The sequence below is a fragment of the Micromonospora sp. NPDC093277 genome (genome assembly GCF_044765245.1).
Lineage (GTDB): Bacteria > Actinomycetota > Actinomycetes > Mycobacteriales > Micromonosporaceae > Micromonospora.
Genome location: NZ_JBIWJO010000007.1, coordinates 290,656 through 311,847, shown reverse-complemented (window position 1 = coordinate 311,847; position 21,192 = coordinate 290,656). Strand labels below are relative to the sequence as shown.

Here is a 21,192-nt window from a genome sequence, read left to right as displayed (position 1 = left end):
ACGCCCGCCGACCACGACGCCCGGACCGGTGTCACCAGGTCAGGTCCGGAGGGATGATCGGAGGCGACGTCGCGGCCCGCCGCGAATGGTGCGGAACCCGGGCGATACGGCGCGAGAGGAGCGGAACCGGTGCGGGTGCTCGTTGTCGAGGATGAAACGGCGCTGGCGGAGGTGATCCGCGCCGGCCTGGTCGAGGAGGGCTTCGCCGTCGACGTGCAGCACACCGGCCCGGACGGGCTGTGGGCGGCCAGCGAGCACGCCTACGACGTCGTCGTGCTCGACATCATGCTGCCCGGCCTCAGCGGCTACGAGGTGTGCCGGCGGCTGCGGTCGCGGGGGATCTGGACGCCGGTGCTGATGCTCACCGCCAAGGAGGGCGAGTACGACCAGGCCGACGCCCTCGACCTCGGCGCCGACGACTACCTGACCAAGCCGTTCTCGTTCGTGGTGCTGGTGGCCCGGCTGCGGGCGCTGGTCCGCCGGGGCGCTCCCGCCCGACCGGTGGTGATGACCGCGGGCGACCTGGCGGTGGATCCCGCGCGGCGGCTGGTCACCCGGGCCGGGCAGCCGGTCCGGGTGACCGCTCGCGAGTTCGCGCTGCTGGAGTTCCTCATCCGGCACCGCGGCGACGTGTTGTCCAAGACGCAGATCATCGAGAACGTCTGGGACGTCCACTTCGACGGCGATCCGAACATCGTCGAGGTGTACATCGGCTACCTGCGCCGCAAGATCGACCAGCCGTTCGGCCGGTCCGCGATCCAGACCGAGCGCGGCATGGGATACCGGCTGGCCGCCGACGGTGGCTGACCGCCCGACCGGGGAGGGCCCGCCGCCGGTCGTCTCAGAACTCTCTCAGCGGCGGCGCGCCTACGCTGCCGTCATGGCGGACACGCGCGGGTTCCTCCGGGGACTGGTCCGACGGGCGCGCCGGCGGCTGGGGGTACGGCTACGTTCGGCGCTGGCCGCCGCGCTGGCGGTGGCGTTCGCCTTCGCCGTCGGGGCGGCGGCGTTCGTCTACCTGGCCCGCGCGGACCTGACCGGAAACGTGGACGCGACGGCGAGGCAGCGGGCCGCCGAGGTGGCCTCGGCGGTCGCTGCCGGCGACCAGGGCGCGCTCGCCCGGACGTTGAAGCCCAGCCCGGCCGAGCAGACCCTGGTGCAGGTGCTCGACCCGTCCGGACGGGTGGAGGCCGCCTCGGCCGTGCTCGCCGGCAGCGCGCCGCTGTCCCCGCTGCGCCCCGAGCCCGGCCAGGTGCTGCTGGAGCAGCGGTTGCTGCCGTTCGCCGACGAGGACCCGTACCGGGTGGTCGCCGAGGGGGTCGCCACCGGCACCGGCACCCGGACGGTGCTGGTGGCGCAGTCGCTGCGACCGATCAACGAGAGCACGGAGGCCGTCGCCGCGGTGCTGGCCGTCGGACTGCCGCCGATGCTGCTGGTGGTCGGCGCGGCGGTGTTCCTGTTCGTCGGCCGGTCGCTGCACGCGGTCGAGGCGATCCGCCGCCGGGTCGCCGGCATCACCGCCCGTGACCGGCACGCCCGGGTGCCGGTGCCCGAGGCGTACGACGAGGTGCGGGCGCTGGCCGAGACGATGAACGGCATGCTCGACCGCCTGGAGACGGCGGCGGCGAGCCAGCGGCGGTTCGTCGCCGACGCCAGCCACGAACTGCGCAGCCCGCTCGCCACCGTGCAGGCGGGCCTGGACCGCCTGGCGGCTGCGCCGCTGCCCGGCGCCACCACCGAACTCGTCGGGCTGCTGCGTCAGGAGTCCGAGCGGCTCGGCCGCCTCGTCGCGGATCTCCTCCTGCTGGCGCGGATCGACGAGCGCGGCCCCGCCCATCGCCACGACGACGTCGACCTGGACGACCTCGCCTACACGGAGCGGGAGCGTATCGCCGCCCGTCGGCCGGACCTGACCGTCCGCGCCCAACTCGCCCCCGTACGGGTCAGCGGTGACGCGCACGACCTCGGCCGGGCGCTGCGCAACCTGGTCGACAACGCCGCCCGGCACGCCCGCTCCGAGGTGGTCCTGCGGGTGGCCGTCCGCGACGGGTGGGGTTGCGTCGACGTCACCGACGATGGTCCGGGGGTTCCGGAGGAGCAGCGTCAGCGAATCTTCGACCGTTTTGTTCGGCTCGATGACAGTCGGGCCCGCGCCGACGGGGGCAGCGGCCTGGGCCTGCCGATCACCAAGGAGATCGTCGCCGCGCACGGTGGCAGCGTGCGGGTGCTGCCCGGTCCGGGCATGACCGTCCGGATCATCCTGCCGCTCGGTGGTGCCCGGCCCGACTGACCGGCCCGGGGTCCGCCGGGCGTTTCAGGCTCCTCTCAGGCCCCGCGCGGCAGGCTGAAAACAGCCGGCCGGGTGGGGGAGCCGGGTACCGCCGTGGAGCCGAAGACGCGATGAACTATCACCTGTTCGAGCTCATCAACGCCGCAGCGGGGCAGAACGACCAGGTCGACGACGTCTTCGAATGGGCGGCCGTCTGGCTGATCTACGTGCTCGGCCTCGCCGCGGCGGTGCCCCTGCTGGCCGGCCTGCGGCGAACGCCCGCGGCGGTGGTCCGGGTCGCGGCGGTGCTCGGCGTGGCTTTCGTGGCCGGGCAGTTGGTGGCGGCCGTCAGCCGCGAGGTGCGACCGTTCCAGACCCATTCCGTGCACCAGTTGATCCCGCACGACCCGGGGCCCTCGCTGCCCAGCGATCACGCCACGGCGGCGTTCGCGGTGGCCTTCGCGGTCGGGGCGTTCCTGTCCTGGCGTTGGGGGGTGGCGCTGTCGATGCTCGCCGTCGTCATCGGATTCGCCCGCGTCTGGGCGGGGGTGCACTACCCGGCGGACGTGCTGGTCGGCGCGCTCGTCGCCGCCGGCGCGGTCAGCGTCGTGGACGCCGGCGGGCGGGCGTACGACCGGTGGGCGCGGCGCCGCCCCCCGAGCGCCGCCGCCGGCCACTGAACCACACCACTCACCCCGGGTGGCAGGGCGCACCGGGAAACCGAGCCGTCAGTCGTCGTTGCGGATGGTGCCCACGGCGACCGGGTCGTCGATCCGGAGCCCCGGGCTGCCCGACACGTACAGCTTGAGCTGCGCGTCCGCCTCGGCCTGCCGGTCACCGCGCACGGTCACCGGGAAGGCGAGCGACGTCCGGCCGGCGGCCAGCGTCCGGCAGCCCACGTACGGGTCGTAGTCCCGGCCCGCCCGGGCGGTGGTGCCGTAGGTGCTGGCGCAGATCAGGGCCGACTCGGAGAGCGGCCGGGACACGCTGGCCGTGAACGTCAGGGTGCCGCCGCCCCGGTCGCCCTCGACCGCCGAGGTGTCCGGCACGCTCACCGACGCGCGGGAGCGGAACCGGGCCACCTGCGGGTCGTGGTCGCCGGCCCCCCGGTCGCCGAGCCCCCGGGTGCCGGACGGGTAGTCGGCGTTGATGTGCACCGCCCGGGCCTGCACCAGATCGCCGCGCAGCCTGTCGTTGACGAAGAGGTGGTCCAGGGTCTCCGCCTGCCCACCGGAGGTGTACGAGTAGGCCGCGGCCGGCGCCTCCCGTACCAGGTCGTCCCAGAGGTTGCGCATCCCGGCCCGGTACAGCGGCCCGAGCTGGTCGGACGGGGTCCGGTCCGCCGCGGCAGCGATCGGGTCGTCCGGGCGCGGGAAGACGTTCAGGTCACCGCCGTAGACGAGCCGGGCATCGGGGGCGGCGGCCTGGATCGCCCGCACCAGGGCGGCCCCGTACGCCGCCTGCTCCCGCCGCTGCCCGATCCGGGTTTCCGGGCCGGAGGAGTAGTGGTTGCCGACCGCCCAGAGGGTGAAGTGCTCGGACGAGCCCGGCGTCGCCGCCACGGTGAAGCGGGCCACCTGCGCGGCCCGGGAATAGACCCTGCCGCCGTCCACCCCGGTGGAACGGTCCAGGTCGGCCGGCAGCGCCGCGTTGAACGCCTTCGGGTTCCGCACCCTGGCGTTGGACGGCAGCCCGGCCGAGCGGTACGCCACGGTCGGAGCGGTGCCCAGCAACGGGTCGGTGGCGGTCGCCGCGGCCAGCGTCAGCCGGTCGACGCGGTAGAGAAACGCCGAGGTGATGCCCCGGGCGTCCGAGCCGGCCCGGTCGTACGCCGCCGCGTAGGCCGGGCCGCCGTTGGCCGCGATGGCCAGCGCCAACTCCTGGACGGTGTCCGGCGCGCCGTCGGCGTCGTCGGTGTCCCCGCAGATCAGCCGGCCGCCGGCCACCGAGCAGATGTCCTGGTCCTCGACCGCCTGCAGCAGTACCAGGTCCGGGCTGTGCAGGCTGTCGACGATCTGCCGGGCCGCGACGCCGAGCCGGTCGGTGTACGCCGACTCGCTGTCCGGCAGGTGGTCGGACGGCGGGCTGCCCCCGGGGCAGCCCGGGTCGCCGACGAAGTCGCAGCCGTCGAACGGGTCGTCCCGGTAGTCGTAGAGGTTCTCGAGGTTGTAGGTGGCGACCGCGACCTCGTTGGCGCGGTCGGCCGGCTGGGGCGGGTGGTTCGCGGCCGGGTCGGCGCCGGCGGTGAGGGTGAGCTGCTCCGGTTGCACGCTGTACCTGCCGTTCGCGTACGAGACGGCACCGTAGGCGTCCTCGGTGAGCGTGTCGTAGGTGCGCGCCTCGGGCAGCAGCGCGGTGGAGTCTCCGGCGGTCGCCTTCACACCGTCCGCGCCGAGCAGGATCCGCTGGCCGTTGCCGTTGTCGAAGCGGGTGCGCGGGATGTCGTCCAGCGGATGCGCGTCCCGGTACACCCGGCGGGCGTACGGGTCGGCCCGCTTCATGATCGGGTCCTCGCGGTCCACCAGGTAGATCTCGGAGTCGGCGGTGGCGGCGTGGACGTGCCGTGGGGCGGAGACCCCGCTGCCCGAGCGGAGCCGCATCCGGGCGCCCTCGTGCCGCTCCCAGAACAGGTCGGCGGCGCTCGCGTCGGCCGGTGGCACGGCGTCGTCGACGGCTACGGCGGTGTCGACGTCCAGCCCGGAGTCGAGCTTGCGCAGCAGCGACGCGTCGGAGAGCTGGGTCTGGCCGAAGCGTTCCTGGACCCGGGCGCGCAGCACCACCTCGTCGCCGACCGTGGGGGTGTAGCCGCCGGCCAGCGTGGTGGACGAGCCCGCGGAGACGAAGACGCCGTCCGAGGTGAGCGGGTCGCCGTCCTCGGTGCCCTTGCGGCTCTGCAGATAGAAGCCGTGCTGCTGGGCGCCGGCGGAGTTGCGGGTGAGCGACAGTTGGGTGATCACGCCACGCACGTCGTACAGGGCGGAGCTGGCGCTGTTGCCGTCGGGCGGGGCGAGCGGCGACCGGCTGCTGCGGGCGTCCTCGTCGTCGCCGGTGCGGCCCTGCACCTCGCCCACTGAGAGCAGGCCGACGGCTCGTACGGTGAGGCTGCAGGTCTCGGTGTCGCCGTCGGCGTCCGTCGCGGTCACGGTGACCTCGTACGAGCCGGCCGGAAGGCCCGTCGCGGTCAGCGTCGCGGTGGCCGCGCCGCCCTCCCCGGCGTCCGGGTCGACCTCGGTACGGCTGATCGAGCCGCTTGCCGGTGCCGGGCTGACCCCGGTCACCGCGAGGTCGGTGACGTCGGCGTCGGTGACGGTGACCCGGTGGGTCGCGGAGCCGCCCGCCTCGACGGTCAGCGTGTCGCCGCAGTTCAGCGCGGCGGGCTGCGCGGAGGTGAGCCGGTTGGCGGGTGCGGCGCCGGCCGCGGGCGGCACGATGCCGACGGCCGCCACCGAGACGGCGGTGGTGGCCGCGAACGCGGCGAACGTGCGACGGCTGATCGAGCGCGACCGCGAGACGGCGCGTGGACGCATCAGGCCTCCACGATCGGTGGACAGGAACCAGGGCGTGTCTCCGGGAGGCACGCCCTAGCGCACGTTAAGGGTCGGGCCGGTCCGCCGTCCACCCCCCGCGCCGTCGGTAGGCGGTGCTCTGTCATCGGTGGGCGTCGAGGCGGTGCACCAGCTCGGCGACGTCGACGCTGTATTCGCACCACTCCCGGTCGGGGCGGTAACCCAGCTCCGCGTTGACCTTCAGCATCGCCTCGTTGGCCTGCGCGTTCCAGGTCTGCACCTCGGCCAGCTCCGGCTCGGCCGAGCGCAGCTCCAGCAGCATCCGCGACTTGATTGCCCGGTCGATGCCGTAGCCGCGGTGGTCGCGTACGACGATGGTGTCGTACTGGTCGGCGCGGGTCGGGTGCTGTGCCGGCACCACCACCTCGGTCAGCCCGGCCACCTCACCGGTCTGCTCGTGCAGGGCCAGCACGATGTACGGCTTCATCCCCCGCCGGTGCAGCGTGTCCAGGCTGGCCCGCAGCCGTTCGGGATCGTAGGAACTGGGTCGCAGCTCGCCGTCGTCGACGTCGCGTACCTCGGCCTTGGCCCGCGCGTACGCCTCGATCAGGTCGTCCGGCGGGCCGCCGGGGCAGAACTCCAGGTGGTAGCCGGCGCTGACGCCGGTGGCCATCTCGGCCAGCGCCGACCAGCCCACCGCGTTGAGGTCGAGCACGCTGCGTGTCTCGACGTACTCGCGGGCGAAGCCGAGCGACTCGTAGAAGCCGACGGCCGGGGTGTCGCCGACCACCTCCACGCCGATCGACTGGAAGCCCTCGTCCCAGACCCGGCGGGCGGCCACCCGGACCAGCTCGCGGCCGAGGCCGGTACGCCGGGCCGCCGGGTGCACCAGCACCTCCAGCACCCCGATCCCGCCGAGGAGGAGCACGTTGACGTGCCCCATGATCGGCCCCGAGGCGTCGTCCGTGGCCGGCTCGGCCTCCGCGATCCAGGAGATCCGCCGCTCACCGGGCATAACCTCGGAGAGGTACTCCCGCAGCGAGATCTCCCGCCAGGGCGGATCCTGCGGCAGGTCGGCTGCCAGCACGGCGTTCAGCGCGTCCAGCATCGACGTGATCTCGTCGGACGACGCGTTACGAGGGTTCCACTCGCGCACCATCACCCGTCTAGCTTGCCGGGAACGGCTGCCGGGGGGAAGGGTTCAGCGCTTGAATGTGCGCGTCCGGTCACGTCACGTACCACTCAGCCGCCCGTACTCGTCCGCCTTGTTGAAGACATCCTGGGCGTACCGGCGCACGTCGTTGTACGAGAGGATGGCACCCCACCAGTCGCCCGGAATAGTCATGTTCCGGCCGTTCTTGCAGAGGTACTGCCCGGCGGCCAGGGCCGCGTCGTTGATGTTGTGGGGATTCTTGGCCCCGTCGTTGTCGGCGTCCGCGCCGATCTCCTGCCAGGTGCTCGGGATGAACTGCATCGGTCCGATCGCCCGGTCGTAGACGGTGTCGCCGTCGAGCTGCCCCTTGTCGGTGTCGAGGATCTTGGAACGGCCGCCCTGCCCGTCCAGCGGGTCGCCGCGGATCTCCGGCGAGGCGACACCGTCCGGCCGCAGGGTGGCGCCGTTGGCCGACCCGTGCCGGGACTCGACGTAACCGATCGCGGCCAGCGTGGTCCAGCTGAGCTGGCAGCTCCGGTGTGTATCGCGGAGCACCAGCTCGGCGTAGCCGTACGCCTGCACGGCGACGATCGGAATGCCGGTCTTGAGGCTGACCCCCGTCGCCCATCCGGCCAGCGCATCGGCCGGGCGGCCGATCGGCCCCACCACCGGCCCGGTCGTCTGCCCGGCATCCGGCGGCGGCGTCGTGGGCCACAGGTCGGTCGCCCCCGGCACTCCGGTGGGGGTCGTCCCGGGCATCGCGCCGTCCGCGGGCACGCCGCCGGAGGGCCCGGTCGCGGTGGCGTCGCCGGCCGACTGCCGGGGCTTGCCGACGGTCGCCGGCACCACCAGCGCGCCGGCCACCACGGTGGCCGCGACCAGGGCGAGCAGGAAGAGCCCGCCGAGGGTGGTCCGCCCGCTGGGACGGCGGGACCACGCCCGGGTGGCCCGCGCCGAGGCGACGGCGAGCTGCCGGGGCGACGGCATCCGGAACGCGTGCGCGAACGGCACCCGTCGCCGCCGACCGGCTGTCGACTCGCCCTCCTTCGGCTCGGCCACAGCGGCGGCCTGCGCCGGCTCCCCGCCAGCGCCAGCGTCCTTCGATTCCGGGGTGGCGGTGGCATCCTTCGGCGCCGTGCCGGGGGTGGTCGCCTCCGGGTCTGCCCCGGTGGCGACTTCCCTCGGCCCCGAGGGCGCCGCGGCCTTCACCGGCCTCTCGGCACTTGCGGCCGTGGCTGATTCCGAAGTGGTCGCGACCGGCTCGGAAGCGGTCGCGGCACCGCCGGCCGCGGTGCGCTCGCGGGCCGACCGGGGCCGGGGCACCGGGACGGCAACGCCGTCGGGTGGCACAGCCCGTCGCAGGGGCCGAATCATGGATCGCTCCTCGCCGTCCGCCACCCGTCGAGTATCACCCATGCCTGTCGTGGCGTCCGGCCCGGCCGTACGCTTGTGGCATGCCCCGGTACGAGTTCCGCTGCCGCGCCTGCGGCGACACCTTCGAGGTCAACCGGCCGATGGCCGAGGCCGGCCAGCCGGCGTCCTGCCCACAGGGGCACGCCGACACCGTGAAGCTGCTCTCCACCGTCGCGGTCACCGGCCGGAGTGGCGCCGGTCCGACCGGCTCGGCGTCCGCTCCGGCCGGCGGCTGCTGCGGCGGCGCCTGCGGCTGCTGACCTCCGACGGTCTCATTTCCCCGGTCGTCCGGGCTTGCCGCAGGTGTGGTCCTTTGCCGCCTTGAGTCGGAATCTGCCCGGCCGTTCTCACGATGCGTGACGGCGCGACCATAGGGCAGTATGTAGCCGACGTCAGGGCGGAGGTTCCACGCATGTCGCCACGGATCCACCTCCCTAGCGGGTGGGTGACCTTCGTCTTCACCGACATCGAGGGCTCCACGCGGCTGGCCCAGCTGCTCGGTCCGGGATACCGCCCGGTGTTGCGGGAGCACCGCCGCCTGCTTCGCGACACGCTGGCCGACACGGACGGCGCGGAGCTGCTGACCGAGGGCGACTCGTTCTTCCTGGCGTTCCCCGATGCCGCCGCGGCGGTCGCCGCCTGTCTGACCGCTCAACGCGCGCTGTCCAACCACGACTGGCCCACGCTGGAGGCCACCCCCCGGGTCCGGATGGGCCTGCACACCGGCTACGCCGAACCCCGCGACGGCGAGTACGCCAGCCCCGAGGTGCACAGGGCGGCCCGGGTGGCCGCCGCCGCCCACGGCGGGCAGGTGCTCTGCTCGGCGGCGACCGCCCGGCACGCCGACCCGCTGCCGGAGGGCGCGTCCCTGTTGGATCTGGGGTTGCACCGGCTGCGCGGCTTCGACGACCGGGAACGGCTGTTCCAGTTGCTGGCCCCCGGCCTGGAGCGGCACTTCCCGCGTCCCCGTACCGCCGACGCGGTGGCGCACAACCTGCCCACCCAGGTCACCTCGTTCGTCGGACGGGAGGTGGAACGGGCCGAGCTGAGGGGGCTGATCGAGACATACCGCCTGGTGACCGTGCTGGGCGCGGGCGGCGCCGGCAAGACGCGGCTGGCGGTGGAGCTGGCTGCCGGGATCGTCGAGGCGTACCCGGACGGGGTGTGGTTCGTCGACATCGCGGCGGTGACCGACCCGGGCCTGGTCGCGTTCGAGATCGCCGCGGTGCTCGGGCTCCGTCCGGAGCCCAGCCGACCGATGACGGACACCCTGGTCGAGTACGCGGCGGCCCGTCGCATGCTGATCGTGCTGGACACCTGCGACGCCCAGCCGGCCGCCTCGGCCGGGGTGATCTCCCGGCTGCTGGCCGGCGCCCGTGGCGTCCGGGTGATCGCCACCAGCCGTGAGTCGTTCGGCCTGCCCGGCGAGGTGGTGTGGCGGATCCCGCCGCTCTCCGACGACCCCCGGCCGGACGGCGGGGAGAGCGACGCGGTGGCGCTGCTGCTGGAGCGGACCACGGCGGCCCGGGGCGGCCGGGCACCGAACCCCGCCGAGCAGGCCGACCTGCGCCGGTTGGTGCGCCGGTTGGACGGCCTGCCGCTCGCCATCGAGCTGGCCGCGGCCCGGCTGCGGGTGCTCTCGGCCGGGCAACTCGCCGAGCGGCTCGACGACATGCTGGGCGCGCTGGACGCCGGGTGGGAGGAACCCGGGCCGCCTCCGACGGACGCCCGGTGGAGCGGCAACCAGGAGGACACCGTCGACCTGGTGGCCGCCGCGACCGGGGCCAGCCCGCGTCCGGCGGCGACCCGCGCGGTGCACCGGTCGGCCCACGAGCGCCACCTGACCATGCAGGCCACGGTCACCTGGTCGTACCGGACGCTCGGGCCGCGCTCGGCCCGGCTGCTGCGTTGGCTGGCGGTCTTCGCCGGGCCGGTGGACCTGCCGACGGTGCAGTGGCTGCTCGACGACGATCCGCTCAATCCGCTCTCCGTGCTGGTGGACAAGTCCATGGTGCTGGCCGAGCCGCACGCCTCCGGCAGCACCTACCGGATGCTCGACCCGATCCGGGCGTACGCGGCCCGCCGGCTGATCGAGGCCGGCGAGGAGCGGGTCGCCCGGGACCGGCACGTCGCCTGGTCCCGGCACGCCCTGGACCGCGCCCATCTGGGCCCGGACGGCCACCCGGTCACCCTGTCCCTGTACGCGCTCGACCCGCTTGCCGGGGAGCTGCGTGCCGCCCTGCGCTGGTGCGCGACCGGCGGCAGCGCCGCCTCGGGGCTGCGCCTGGCCGGCGGGCTGGACCAGTGGTGGCGGGAGCGGGGGCTGGCCCGGGAGGGGCGGCTCTGGCTGTTCCGGCTGTACGGCCGGATCGCCGAGACCGGCGAGACGATCCCGGAGGCGGAGCTGGCGGCGGCGTACCACCTGCACTCGTTGCACGCCGGCGCGGACGGCGAGTTCGCCGAGGAGCTGCGCTACTCGCAGCGGGCCGAGGCGGCAGCTCGGCAGGCCGGGGACCGGGGACTGCTCGCCCGGGTGCTGGCCGGTCGGGCCGCGCCGCTGGTCGACATGGGACAGTTCGCGGAGGCGGAACGGGTCTGCCGCGAGGTGATCGACTGGGCGTACGCGGAGGACGTGGCCTGCGACGCGTTGCTGGCCGTGTACAAGCTGGCCGAGCTGCTCTGGCGCCGGGGAGCCCTGGACGAGGCGGCCGAGCTGCTCGGCACGGCCCGCCCGGTCGAGGCGGCCCGGCCGGTCGAGCGGGGCCGCCGCTCGGTGGACATGCTGCTCGGCATGGTGGCGCTGGCCCGGGGTGACCTGGTGGCCGCGCACGAGCATCTGCTGGTGGCGCTGCGCTCCCGGATGAACCACGGCTACCTGGGCCGGGCCTGCGACACGGTGAACGCGATCGCGGTCCGTTGCGCGCTCGGCGGGGACGGGGTGACCGCGGCTCGGCTGTTCGGCGCGGCGCAGGCCACCCGGGCGAGCCTGCGGGCGACCCCTGGCATCTACGGCCCGTACTGGCAGGAGCGGCAGGCGGAGCTGCGGCGGGTGCTGGGCGACGCGGCGTTCGACGCCGGGTACGGCGAGGGCGGGGAGCTGGCCCTGGAGGAGGCGGCGGCGCTGGCCCTGGGCGTCGAGCACCCGGACCTGGCCGTCGACTCGCCGCGCTTCACCAGCCCCGGTCCCCGCCGGTCCGGCGCTGGTTGAGCCGGGAGGCCCACGCGGACGTGGACCTCCCGCTCGATCGAGGGGTCAGGAGCGCGCGGCGGCGGTGCGTTCGGCGTCGGCCTTGATCTGGGCGGCGCGGTTGAGGTCGGCCTGCTGGACCGCGGCGACGGAGCCGAAGATGCTGACCGCCTGGTAGTACGTCCAGGCCAGGCTGGTGCAGGCGGGCCGGACCACCGCGTTGTACGTGGCGCAGACCCGCTTCAGGTCCTCGTAGAAGGCGCTGTCCAGCCGGGACTTGTTCGCGGAGAACTGGCCCATCGCCTTGTAGTTGCGGTAGCCGAAGTCGTGCCGGTAGCAGGAGAGGCTGAAGTTGAAGCCGAGCGGGTTGTCCGGGCTGGACGAGCAGTAGTCGGTCGACCAGTCGAACGCGTACTCGGACCAGGCGGCCCGGTTCAGCCGGCCGGCGTTCCAGGCGTTGTAGCTCGCGGCACTGGTCTGGGTCCAACTGGAGAGGACCGAGAGCTTCTGGGCGGTGCTCACCGCGGCGGCTGCGGGAGTGGCCATTCCTACGGCGGTGAGCAGCGCGAGCGTGCCAGAGGCGAGCAGCGTGGCCAGACGACGGGACAAGGGGTACCTCCCCGGTTGCGGGTCGAAGACGTCGATCATTCTCGATCAATGGGGGGACTTCGGCCGATGCGGGGAGCGAACAGATCATGACAGGCGTTGAAACAGACGAATGTGACGTCCGCTCCCTGGCGGGTGGTGGCACGCGGGTCATATGCTCGCGTACGAGTAATCGGACGCGAGGAGGACGGCGGTGGCCAAGCGACGCCGGGTCGGCAACCTGCTCGCCCTCGCCGTGCTCTCGGCGGTCGTGCAGCGGCCCATGCATCCGTACGAGATGGCCGCCGTGCTGCGGGAACGCGGCAAGGACCAGGACATGCCGATCAAGTGGGGTTCGCTCTACACGGTGGTGGCGAACCTGACCCGGCACGGCCTGCTGGCGGCGGTGGAGAGCGGCCGGCAGGGGCGACGGCCGGAACGGACCGTCTATCGGATCACCGACGCGGGCCTGGAAGAGCTGGCGGACTGGACCCGCGAGCTGATCGGGGTCCCGGAGCGGGAACACCCCCGGTTCGAGGCCGGCCTGTCGGTGCTGGGAGTGCTCCGGCCCGACGAGGCGACGGAGCTGCTGCGGCAGCGCCTCGACCGGCTGGAGGACCAGCTCGCCGGGCAACGCGCCGAGCTGGCGCGGGTCGCCCGCGAGGTGCCCCGGATCTTCCTCATCGAGGCCGAGTACGACCTGGCCGTCCGGGCGGCCGAGGCGGACTGGATCCGTGGCCTGCTCGACGAGCTGATCACCGGCTCGCTGCCCGGCCTGGCCCAGTGGCGGGCCTGGCACGAGACCGGTGCGGTGCCGCCCGAGTGGGCGGAGCTGGCGGAAAGGGGGACCGAGCAGTAGTGACGACGGACCCCGGCGGGGTGCGGGAACACCACCGCCGGGGCCCTGACCTCGAACCGAGACCGCGGGAACGGGACCCGGCCGCAAGGTGGCAACCGCAACGATAGCTGGGCTCCCGGTCCCGGGCAGGTTCGTGCAACCGATCCGAGACTGGAGGAGAGACGTGACAACGAAGGACCTGAAAGCGCCCAAGCGCAAACTGGTGCCCGAGATGGAGGGGACGACCGCTCGCTGGTACGCCCGCAACCGCGGCTCGGCCAACCAACTGGCCGAGTACCGTCGCCAGGCCGCCCGGCTGGCCGAGGGGCTGCCCGCCGGGGCGGCGGTGCTGGAGGTGGCACCCGGCCCGGGCTACCTGGCCATCGAACTGGCCCGGCTCGGGGCGTACCGGATCACCGGGCTGGACGTCAGCCACACGTTCGTCGAGCTGGCGGGCGAGGCGGCCCGGCAGGCCGGCGTGGCGGTGACCTTCCGCCAGGGTGACGTGCACGAGCTGCCGTTCGAGGCGGACTCGTTCGACCTGGTGGTCTGCCAGGCGGCGTTCAAGAACTTCACCCGCCCGGTCCGGGCGCTGGACGAGATGCACCGGGTGCTCCGCCCCGGTGGCCGGGCCGTGATCCACGACCTGCGCGCCGACGCCTCGGTGGCGGACATCGAGCGGGAGGTGGCCCGGATGGGAATCCGTGGCCTGGACGCCTTCTGGACCCGGTCGGCGCTGCGGTGGCTGCGCGGCCGGGCGGTCACCGCCGGCGTGTTCGCCCGGCTCGCCGCCGAGAGCGCCTTCGGCGGCGCCGAGGTCGGTCCGGAGGGCCTGGTCGGGCTGGAGGTGCGGCTCACCAGGGCCGGGGCCGCCTGAACGACCGCGGTGCCCGGAGCTCGTGGTGAGCCCCGGGCGCCGCGGCCCGCATCCGGATCAGCGTACGAAGCGCGCCGGGCTGGCCGGGCTCTCGTTCCAGACCCGGTCGAGGGCGGTCACGTGGTAGGTGTACGCCTGCCCGGCCTGGGCGTCGGTGTCCACCCAGGACTGGGTGGCACCCTCGGTGCCGCGCACGGTGGCGACCAGGTGGGACCCGTCGGCGAGGGCGCACCCGTCGACGTGGCCCGCGCCGTCGAACCGGTAGATCGCGTACGAGGTGGCGGTGCCGAACGGGCCCTTGCCGTTGGCCGGCTGGTGCCAGGTCAGCTGTACGCCCTCGGCCTGCCGGTCGACGCCGGTCACCACCGGGGCGAGCAGTCGCCGCGACGGGAGCTGCGACATGGTCGGCACCAGCGCCGGGCGGGAGTAGTGCTCGGCGGCGTAGATGTCGGTGGCGCCGAGCCGGTTCGCCCGCACCTGGACGGCGGAGAAGTGCACGTTGCCGAGCACCTCCGGGTAGGACCGGTTGAGCGTCAGGTGGTCCGTCAGCTCGCGCGGGTCCATCCAGTCCGTCCCGTACGCCGGGTCACCGCTCTTGTAGTCGGCCTGGCCGATGTAGAGCTGGACGTCGGTGCCGCGCACCTGCTCGGCCCACCAGGGCACCAGCCGGGCGTAGTCGGCCGCCGGGTACTGGCCGATGTACCAGTAGAGCTGCGGCACCACGTAGTCGATCCACCCCTCCTTGATCCACTTGCGGGTGTCGGCGGAGATGATGTCGTACGACTGCGAGCCGGTGGTGTCCGAGCCGGCCGGGTCGGCCGACTTGTTACGCCAGATGCCGAACGGGCTGGCCCCGAACTTCACCCACGGCTTGGCCGCCTTGATCTTGGTGTTCATCTCCTGCATCAACAGGTTGATGTTGTCCCGCCGCCAGTCGGCCCGGTCGGTGAAGCCCCGGTTGTACTGGGCGAACGTGGCGTCGTCCGGCACCTGGTAGGTGCCGCTGGGGTACGGGTAGAAGTAGTCGTCGAAGTGCACGCCGTCGATGTCGTACCGCTTGACCGCGTCCATCATCGCGGTCTCGACGAACTCGCGGACCTCCGGAACGCCGGGGTTGTAGTAGAGCCGGCTGCCGGCCACCCCGGCCGGCGGGTACGCGAACACCCAGTCCGGGTGCTGCCGGGCCGGGTGGTTGGGCGCGAGCTTCGACAGGTCCGCACCGGCGCCCGGGGCCGGCATCGAGACCCGGTACGGGTTGAGCCAGGCGTGGAACTCCAGGTTCCGCTTGTGCGACTCCTCGACGAGGAAGGCGAGCGGGTCCCAGCCCGGGTCCTGGCCGCGTACCCCGGTCAGGTATTCCGACCACGGCTCGTACGGCGACGGCCAGAAGGCGTCGGCGGTCGGGCGGACCTGGACCACGACGGCGTTGTGGTTGAGCCGCTGGGCCAGGTCGAGCCAGCCGAGGTACTCGGCCTTCTGCTTGGCGATCCGGTCCGGCGCGGTCTGGGACGCCGCGCTGGGCCAGTCGATGTTGGTCACCGACGCGATCCACATGGCCCGGAACTGCCGCTTGGGGGTGGCCGGGTCGGTGGTGCAGGTGGTCGACGATCCGGTGGTGGTGTCGGTTTCCGCGGCGCGCGCGGGGGTGCCGGCGGCGAGTGCGCCGAGCAGCGCCACGGCCAGCCCGGCGGCGCTGAGCCGAGTTGCCTTCATGGGGTGCGGTCCCTTCGTTGGGCTCCCGGGGGTGGCGGCGGACACCCCGGCGCATCCGGCAAGATTCGCCGTGGAATATCCGCCGACGGTAGGAAACTTTCATCAATCCCCGGGGCGCGCAAGACCTTCGGGCAGATCGATGCGCAGGCCGGACCGAACGCCCGACGGTGTACCGCAGATCGTGACCTTCCCAACACGCCCCGCTCTGATGGCCATGAAGTCGTCGCCATCGACATCGGCGTGTCGGGGCAGCAACCTCATGGGTGGGCGGGCGGTGGCGGTGGGGTGGGGTCAGTCGAAGAAGCGGGCCAGGTGGGTGGGGGGCGGGGGCGGGGCGTCCGGCGGCAGTGGGGTGAGATCGGCGAAGATCGAGGCACCGTCGCAGCCGGCGTGCAGCGGATACCAGCGCGGGGTGCCGGGCGGGCGCTGAGCGCAGATGCCCTTGAACGTCTGCACGTCCAGCAGCCGTACGTGGGTCGGGTCGGCCACCGCGTTCACGTGGTGCCACCAGGGGCTCATCACGTGCAGGACACCGCCCGGCCGCAGCGCCCGGTGGCACTCGTCGAGCAGGGGCAGGAAGTCGATCAGGTGCTCCAGGATGTGCACCGCGAAGAACACGTCCACCGAGTCGTCGGCGAGCGGCAGCGAACCGGACAGGTCGGCCACCGCGTTCACCCCGGGCGCCGGATAGATGTCCAGCCCCAGGTTGCCCGGCCACTGCTTGGTGGCCCCGCAACCCAGGTCCACCACCACCGGCGTCCGGCCGGCGACGGCCACCCGGCACCAGACGCCGAGCACCCCGGCGAGGCGGCCCACCAGGTCCCGGACCAGCCGCAGTTCGTTCGGCTCGGCGACCTCACCGCTCAGGTGGGCGACCCCCCGGTCGAAGCGCACCTCCACGGCCAGCGGGCGCAGCCGCTCGTCATGCCGGGCCAGGTCGGCCCACGCCTCGGCGAGGAACCCGTCGGCCGCCCGCAGCCGCTCGGCCGAGGGCGCGGACTGCGTCATCACGACCATCTCGCACCTCCGGGCCGCGCGATACCCAGATCCTCGCCCGATATGCCTGTTACCCGGCGATCAGTCCTCGGCGATCCGTCCGGCGTCCACCCGCAGCCGCCGGTTGACGCTCACCGCCTCCAGCATCCGCCGGTCGTGGGTGACCAGCAGCAGCGTGCCCTGGTACGTGGCCAGGGCCGACTCCAACTGCTCGATCGCCGGCAGGTCCAGATGGTTGGTCGGCTCGTCCAGCACCAGCAGGTTCACCCCGCGCCCCTGGAGCAGGGCCAGCGCGGCCCGGGTCCGCTCGCCGGGGGAGAGGGTCGCCGCCGGCCGCAGCACATGGTCGGCACGCAGGCCGAACTTGGCCAGCAGCGTCCGCACGTCCGCCGGGTTCAGCTCCGGTACGGCGGCGCCGAAGGCGTCCAGCAGGGGCTGGTCGCCGAGGAAGAGCCCCCGGGCCTGGTCGACCTCGCCCACCACCACCCCCGGGCCGAGCGCGGCGTGGCCCTCGTCCAGCGGCAGCCGGCCCAGCAGCGCGGCGAGCAGGGTGCTCTTGCCGGAGCCGTTCGCCCCGGTGATCGCCACCCGGTCGGCCCAGTCGATCTGGAGGTTCACCGGGCCGAGCGCGAAGCCGCCCCGGCGTACCACGGCGCCCCGCAGCGAGGCCACCACGGCGCCGGCGCGGGGCGCGGCGGCGATCTCCATCCGCAGCTCCCACTCCTTGCGCGGCTCCTCGACGACATCCAGCCGCTCGATCAGCCGCGCGGTCTGCTTGGCCTTCGCCGCCTGCTTCTCGGTGGACTCGGTCCGGAACTTGCGGCCGATCTTGTCGTTGTCGGTGGCCTTGCGCCGGGCGTTCTTCACGCCCTTCTCCATCCAGGAGCGCTGCATCCGGGCCCGCGCCTCCAGGTCGGCCCGGGTCTCGGCGTACTCCTCGTACTCCTCGCGGGCGTGCCGGCGGGCCACCTCCCGCTCCTCCAGGTAGGCCGCGTAGCCGCCGCCGTAGTGCTTGACCTGCCGCTGGTGCAGGTCCAGCTCCAGCACCCGGGTCACGGTGCGGGTGAGGAACTCCCGGTCGTGGCTGACCAGCACGGTCCCGGCGCGCAGCCCGGTGACGAACCGCTCCAGCCGGTCCAGCCCGGCCAGGTCCAGGTCGTTGGTGGGCTCGTCGAGCAGGAAGACGTCGTACCGGCTGAGCAGCAGCGACGCCAGCCCGGCCCGGGCCGCCTGCCCGCCCGAGAGCCCGGTCATCGGGTGGTCCAGGTCGACGCCCAGGCCCAACTCCGTGGCCACCTGCTCGGCGCGCTCGTCCAGATCCGCGCCGCCCAGGTCGAGCCAGCGCTCCAGCGCGACGGCGTACGCGTCGTCGGCGCCCGCCGCCCCGGCGGTCAGCGCCTCGGTGGCCGCGTCCAGCGCCGCCTGCGCCGCCACCACCCCGGTCCGCCGGGCCAGGAAGTCCCGGACCGACTCGCCCGGCCGGCGCTCCGGCTCCTGGGGCAGGTATCCGACGGTGGCGGCGGGCGGGTTCAAAGCCACCGAGCCCTGCTCCCGCGGCTGCAGTCCGGCGAGCGTACGCAGCAGCGTCGACTTGCCGGCGCCGTTCACCCCGACCAACCCGATTACGTCGCCGGGGGCGACGACCAGGTCCAGGTCGGCGAAGAGCAGCCGGTCACCGTGGCCGGCGGTCAGGTCCTTGACGATCAACGTGGCGCTCATGAGGTGACCGAGCCTACCGTCGGGCCGGCCGGTACCGATCGGATTACCGGCGCGCTGGACAGTACGGCGCTGAGGGACACTCACTGCCGTGGCGACCACACTGGCGATCGACTGTGGCGGCGGCGGGATCAAGGCCTCCGTGCTGGACGCCGCGGGCACGATGCGGGCCCGGCCGCTGCGGGTGCCCACGCCGTACCCGCTGCCGCCCGCGCTCCTCGTCAAGACGCTGCTGGACCTGGCCGGCCAGCTGCCGGCGGCGGACCGGCTCACGGTCGGGATGCCCGGGATGATCCGACACGGTGTGGTGGTGGCCACCCCGCACTACGTCACCCGGTCCGGGCCGCGCAGCAAAATCGACCCGGAGCTGGTCGCCGAGTGGTCCGGGTACGACGCGCGCAGCGCGCTCGCCGAGGCGTTCGGCATCCCCGCGCTGGTGCTCAACGACGCCGAGGTGCACGGCGCGGGCGTGGTCGCCGGGACCGGGTGCGAGCTGGTGCTGACCCTCGGCACCGGGCTGGGCAGCGCGCTCTTCGACGGCGGGGTGCTCGCCCCGCACCTGGAGCTGTCGCACGCGCCGGTCCGCTGGAACACCACCTACGACACGTACATCGGGGAGCCGGAACGCCGTCGCCTCGGCGACGCGTTCTGGTCCCGGCGGATCCGGCAGGTGGTGGAGGGGCTGCGGCCGGTCTTCCGCTGGGACCGGCTCTATCTGGGTGGGGGCAATTCCCGGCTGATCCGGCCGGAACAGCTGGCCCGGATGGGCGACGACGTGGTGGTCGTTCCGAACACCGCCGGGATCGTCGGCGGGGTCCGGGCCTGGGACCTGATGGGCGACCGGTACGACCCGACCGCCTGAGTGCAAGTTCCGGCGCAGGAACACTCGCGGTACGGCCGGTGTTGTGCCAGCGTCGGACAAAGGCCTGGGGCGACATGGGGAGGTGGGTCGAGTGGATCTTCTGGCGGAATACCGGCGGGCGACCATGTTCTTCGAAGCGGGTGACCCGACCGGAGCGGCGCGGCTGCTCGAACCGATCGTCGAGGCGGAACCCGGCAACTCCTCGGTCCGGCAGCTGCTGGCCCGCGCGTACTTCCAGTCGGCCCAGCTCAGCCAGGCCGAGGAGCAGCTGCGCGAACTGGTCGACCGGGACCCGAGCGACCACTACGCGCACCACGTGCTCGGCCGTACGCTGGAGCGGCTGAACCGGCCGGCCGACGCGCTGCGCCACCTGCGTATCGCGGCGGCCATGCACTCGACCAACGCCGACTACGCGGCGGCGCTGCGCCGGGTGGAGAGCCGGGTCAGCGGCGCTCGCTGACCGCTTCGTCAGCACCGGACGGAAAGGGCAGCCCCTGGTGGGCTGCCCTTCGCCGTCCCCCGGGTCCGGCGCCTTCGGCCGGGGTCCGGCGGCCGGACGTGCCTACGATGGTCTGGTGAAGCTCAAGCTCGATCTCCACGACATCTTCAACAAGGGCCACGACATCGACCGTGCCCTGCGCGGGATCATGGACGAGGCGGTGGCGAAGAAGGCCACCCTCGTGGAGATCATCCCCGGCAAGGGCTCCGGCCAGCTCAAGAAGCGGGTGCTGCGCTTCCTCGACCAGAAGGACGTCAAGCAGCTCTACCACCGGGTCGAGAAGGACTCCAAGAACTTCGGCCGCCTCTTCGTCCACTTCCGCTGGAAGTAGCGACGGCAGGCCGTGACCACGTTCCCGCTGGTTCCGTCAGATCGGTTCGACGGGCAGCCACAGCTCGCAGGTCGCGGTGCTGAAGTCGTCCGCGCGGTCGAGGACCGCGACGATCGAGGGCCCTGGCCGCAGGCGCCACGGGTTTGCGGGGAACCACTCGGTCGCGGTCGCGGCCCAGGTGTTCTGCAGGGCCTGCGGATGAGGTCCGGCGATGTGGAAGACCGCCCACCTGCCGGCCGGCACCTCGATGGCGTCGAGGTCGTCGGGGGCCGGCGTGTCCCGGGAGACGGCGACCCCGTGCAGGTAGGTCAGTTCGCTGCCCTCGGTGCCATCGGGGTCGACGCCGTCGCAGACCTGCAGCAGGCCCGCCGGCTCGGTGTCGCTGAGGCCCTTCAGCCGGAGATGCGCCTCCTGCGGCAGTGCGGTGATGTGCCGCTGGATGTGCGGGTTGATGCCCCGGTGGATCAGCGGAACCCGGGCTGCGTGTCCGACGAGCCGGAACGCGGGGCGGTCGACGATGCGGGTGTCCATGGGGATGCTCCCTTCGACGGTCAGGCGGAACCTGAGCTGCGGTTGTGTGCGAAGGGGGCCTCCGTCGCGGCGAACATCACCGGGGCCGGCACCGTGAACCGCCCGGAACGCACGCCCGAACGCCTCGGTTGAGCCGTACCCGTGCCGGACGGCGATGCTCAGCAGATCGCCCTCGCTGCGGACGACGTCGGCGGCGGCGACGGTCATGCGGCGCCGGCGTACGTACTCCGACAGGGGCATGCCGGCCAACGACGAGAACATCCGGCGTAGGTGGTATTCGGTCGTGCCGGCCGCCCTGGCCAGTCCGGCGACGTCGAACTCCTCGTTCAGGTGCTCTTCGACAAAGTCGACAAGCCGGTTGAGTGCCGAGATCATGAGGCCTCCTTTCGACATCAAGCCTGGCCGAAGGTGCCCGGCCGCTGCCCGACCGCTGCGGTCCGATCCGATCATGCCCCGTGATCGGCCGGCCGAGCGATTGCCCGATCGATGGCCGACCGGATCGCAAGCAATGACTAGTTTGTGGTGCAGCAACATTGGTTTTCTTGCGGCTTGGGACCAGAACGCACCGGGTCCCGGTGAGAAATTGTCGGCGGTGGTTGAAGCCTCGCTCGGCAGCCTTTGAAGGGACCGTAAGCGAAGCGCGGCATTCTCCCGCTACCAGTGCTCGCGAAGGAGGCCGAGCAAGTTCGCGCTATGGCATCGACACGTCGCGCGAC

17 protein-coding genes and 1 pseudogene are annotated in these 21,192 nt (G+C 73.2%); 10 read left to right on the top strand and 8 right to left on the bottom strand.

Annotation, left to right across the window (positions count from 1 at the left end; genetic code table 11):
* Positions 1-129: 129 nt before the first annotated feature.
* The 3 genes from ACIRG9_RS18035 (at position 130) to ACIRG9_RS18025 (ending at position 2,949) form a co-directional block, all read left to right on the top strand.
* Positions 130-807 (top strand): response regulator transcription factor, encoded by a 678-nt coding sequence (locus ACIRG9_RS18035; protein ID WP_402856845.1) that lies wholly within the window; start codon positions 130-132, stop codon positions 805-807.
* Between the two features lie 73 nt (positions 808-880).
* Positions 881-2,290 (top strand): sensor histidine kinase, encoded by a 1,410-nt coding sequence (locus ACIRG9_RS18030; RefSeq protein ID WP_402856843.1) that lies wholly within the window; start codon positions 881-883, stop codon positions 2,288-2,290.
* A 110-nt stretch (positions 2,291-2,400) separates the two neighbouring features.
* Positions 2,401-2,949, top strand: coding sequence for a phosphatase PAP2 family protein (locus ACIRG9_RS18025; protein ID WP_402856841.1), 549 nt, complete (start codon positions 2,401-2,403; stop codon positions 2,947-2,949).
* Between the two features lie 48 nt (positions 2,950-2,997).
* Here ACIRG9_RS18025 and ACIRG9_RS18020 read toward each other — a convergent pair.
* The 3 genes and pseudogenes from ACIRG9_RS18020 to ACIRG9_RS18010 form a co-directional block, all read right to left on the bottom strand.
* A pseudogene (locus tag ACIRG9_RS18020) lies at positions 2,998-5,646 on the bottom strand (endonuclease); the annotation flags it as partial.
* Positions 5,647-5,917: 271 nt separating this feature from the next.
* Entirely contained in the window at positions 5,918-6,934 is a 1,017-nt protein-coding gene (locus ACIRG9_RS18015; protein WP_402857116.1) for a GNAT family N-acetyltransferase, read from the bottom strand.
* 72 nt (positions 6,935-7,006) lie between these two features.
* The gene (locus ACIRG9_RS18010) at positions 7,007-8,326 is read right to left on the bottom strand and encodes a lytic murein transglycosylase (protein WP_402856839.1); all 1,320 of its coding nucleotides are present in this window, start codon (positions 8,324-8,326) and stop codon (positions 7,007-7,009) included.
* Positions 8,327-8,382: 56 nt separating this feature from the next.
* Here ACIRG9_RS18010 and ACIRG9_RS18005 point away from each other — a divergent pair, with 56 nt between their 5' ends.
* Positions 8,383-8,601, top strand: coding sequence for a zinc ribbon domain-containing protein (locus ACIRG9_RS18005; protein ID WP_402856837.1), 219 nt, complete (start codon positions 8,383-8,385; stop codon positions 8,599-8,601).
* Between the two features lie 152 nt (positions 8,602-8,753).
* Complete coding sequence (locus ACIRG9_RS18000) at positions 8,754-11,549, top strand: ATP-binding protein (RefSeq protein WP_402856835.1); 2,796 nt, start codon at positions 8,754-8,756, stop codon at positions 11,547-11,549.
* Between the two features lie 45 nt (positions 11,550-11,594).
* Here the strand turns inward: ACIRG9_RS18000 and ACIRG9_RS17995 are convergent, their stop codons facing one another.
* Positions 11,595-12,137, bottom strand: coding sequence for a phospholipase (locus tag ACIRG9_RS17995; protein ID WP_402856833.1), 543 nt, complete (start codon positions 12,135-12,137; stop codon positions 11,595-11,597).
* 190 nt (positions 12,138-12,327) lie between these two features.
* On the opposite strand from ACIRG9_RS17995, the gene ACIRG9_RS17990 reads away from it, so the two are divergent.
* Both ACIRG9_RS17990 and ACIRG9_RS17985 read left to right on the top strand, forming a co-directional pair.
* Entirely contained in the window at positions 12,328-12,972 is a 645-nt protein-coding gene (locus ACIRG9_RS17990; protein WP_402856831.1) for a PadR family transcriptional regulator, read from the top strand.
* 163 nt (positions 12,973-13,135) lie between these two features.
* On the top strand, positions 13,136-13,828 hold the full coding sequence (locus ACIRG9_RS17985) for a class I SAM-dependent methyltransferase (protein WP_402856829.1): 693 nt from the start codon (positions 13,136-13,138) through the stop codon (positions 13,826-13,828).
* A 57-nt stretch (positions 13,829-13,885) separates the two neighbouring features.
* Here the strand turns inward: ACIRG9_RS17985 and ACIRG9_RS17980 are convergent, their stop codons facing one another.
* The 3 genes from ACIRG9_RS17980 to ACIRG9_RS17970 all read right to left on the bottom strand — a co-directional run bounded on the left by ACIRG9_RS17980 (position 13,886) and on the right by ACIRG9_RS17970 (position 18,256).
* Positions 13,886-15,541, bottom strand: a complete 1,656-nt coding sequence (locus tag ACIRG9_RS17980; RefSeq protein WP_402856827.1) for a family 10 glycosylhydrolase — start codon at positions 15,539-15,541, stop codon at positions 13,886-13,888.
* A gap of 291 nt (positions 15,542-15,832) precedes the next feature.
* A complete protein-coding gene (locus ACIRG9_RS17975) occupies positions 15,833-16,558 on the bottom strand; it encodes a methyltransferase domain-containing protein (protein ID WP_402856825.1) in 726 nt (241 codons plus the stop codon).
* A 60-nt stretch (positions 16,559-16,618) separates the two neighbouring features.
* Positions 16,619-18,256, bottom strand: coding sequence for an ABC-F family ATP-binding cassette domain-containing protein (locus ACIRG9_RS17970; RefSeq protein ID WP_402856823.1), 1,638 nt, complete (start codon positions 18,254-18,256; stop codon positions 16,619-16,621).
* 88 nt (positions 18,257-18,344) lie between these two features.
* On the opposite strand from ACIRG9_RS17970, the gene ACIRG9_RS17965 reads away from it, so the two are divergent.
* The 3 genes from ACIRG9_RS17965 to ACIRG9_RS17955 all read left to right on the top strand — a co-directional run bounded on the left by ACIRG9_RS17965 (position 18,345) and on the right by ACIRG9_RS17955 (position 19,945).
* Complete coding sequence (locus ACIRG9_RS17965; protein ID WP_402856821.1) at positions 18,345-19,115, top strand: ROK family protein; 771 nt, start codon at positions 18,345-18,347, stop codon at positions 19,113-19,115.
* Between the two features lie 91 nt (positions 19,116-19,206).
* Positions 19,207-19,575, top strand: coding sequence for a tetratricopeptide repeat protein (locus ACIRG9_RS17960; RefSeq protein ID WP_402856818.1), 369 nt, complete (start codon positions 19,207-19,209; stop codon positions 19,573-19,575).
* 115 nt (positions 19,576-19,690) lie between these two features.
* Positions 19,691-19,945: a Smr/MutS family protein gene (locus tag ACIRG9_RS17955; protein ID WP_013736060.1), complete on the top strand. Its 255-nt coding sequence runs from the start codon at positions 19,691-19,693 to the stop codon at positions 19,943-19,945.
* Between the two features lie 36 nt (positions 19,946-19,981).
* Here the strand turns inward: ACIRG9_RS17955 and ACIRG9_RS17950 are convergent, their stop codons facing one another.
* On the bottom strand, positions 19,982-20,851 hold the full coding sequence (locus tag ACIRG9_RS17950) for a GyrI-like domain-containing protein (RefSeq protein WP_402856810.1): 870 nt from the start codon (positions 20,849-20,851) through the stop codon (positions 19,982-19,984).
* Positions 20,852-21,192: the final 341 nt, after the last annotated feature.

Excerpts from the sequence above, each read along its gene's own strand:
- ACIRG9_RS18030 (WP_402856843.1), top strand. The coding sequence starts at position 881 with ATGGCGGACACGCGCGGGTTCCTCCGGGGACTGGTCCGACGGGCGCGC.
- ACIRG9_RS18025 (WP_402856841.1), top strand. The coding sequence starts at position 2,401 with ATGAACTATCACCTGTTCGAGCTCATCAACGCCGCAGCGGGGCAGAAC.
- ACIRG9_RS18015 (WP_402857116.1), bottom strand. The coding sequence starts at position 6,934 with ATGGTGCGCGAGTGGAACCCTCGTAACGCGTCGTCCGACGAGATCACG.
- ACIRG9_RS18005 (WP_402856837.1), top strand. The coding sequence starts at position 8,383 with ATGCCCCGGTACGAGTTCCGCTGCCGCGCCTGCGGCGACACCTTCGAG.
- ACIRG9_RS18000 (WP_402856835.1), top strand. The coding sequence starts at position 8,754 with ATGTCGCCACGGATCCACCTCCCTAGCGGGTGGGTGACCTTCGTCTTC.
- ACIRG9_RS17980 (WP_402856827.1), bottom strand. The coding sequence starts at position 15,541 with ATGAAGGCAACTCGGCTCAGCGCCGCCGGGCTGGCCGTGGCGCTGCTC.
- ACIRG9_RS17975 (WP_402856825.1), bottom strand. The coding sequence starts at position 16,558 with ATGGTCGTGATGACGCAGTCCGCGCCCTCGGCCGAGCGGCTGCGGGCG.
- ACIRG9_RS17970 (WP_402856823.1), bottom strand. The coding sequence starts at position 18,256 with ATGAGCGCCACGTTGATCGTCAAGGACCTGACCGCCGGCCACGGTGAC.
- ACIRG9_RS17950 (WP_402856810.1), bottom strand. The coding sequence starts at position 20,851 with ATGATCTCGGCACTCAACCGGCTTGTCGACTTTGTCGAAGAGCACCTG.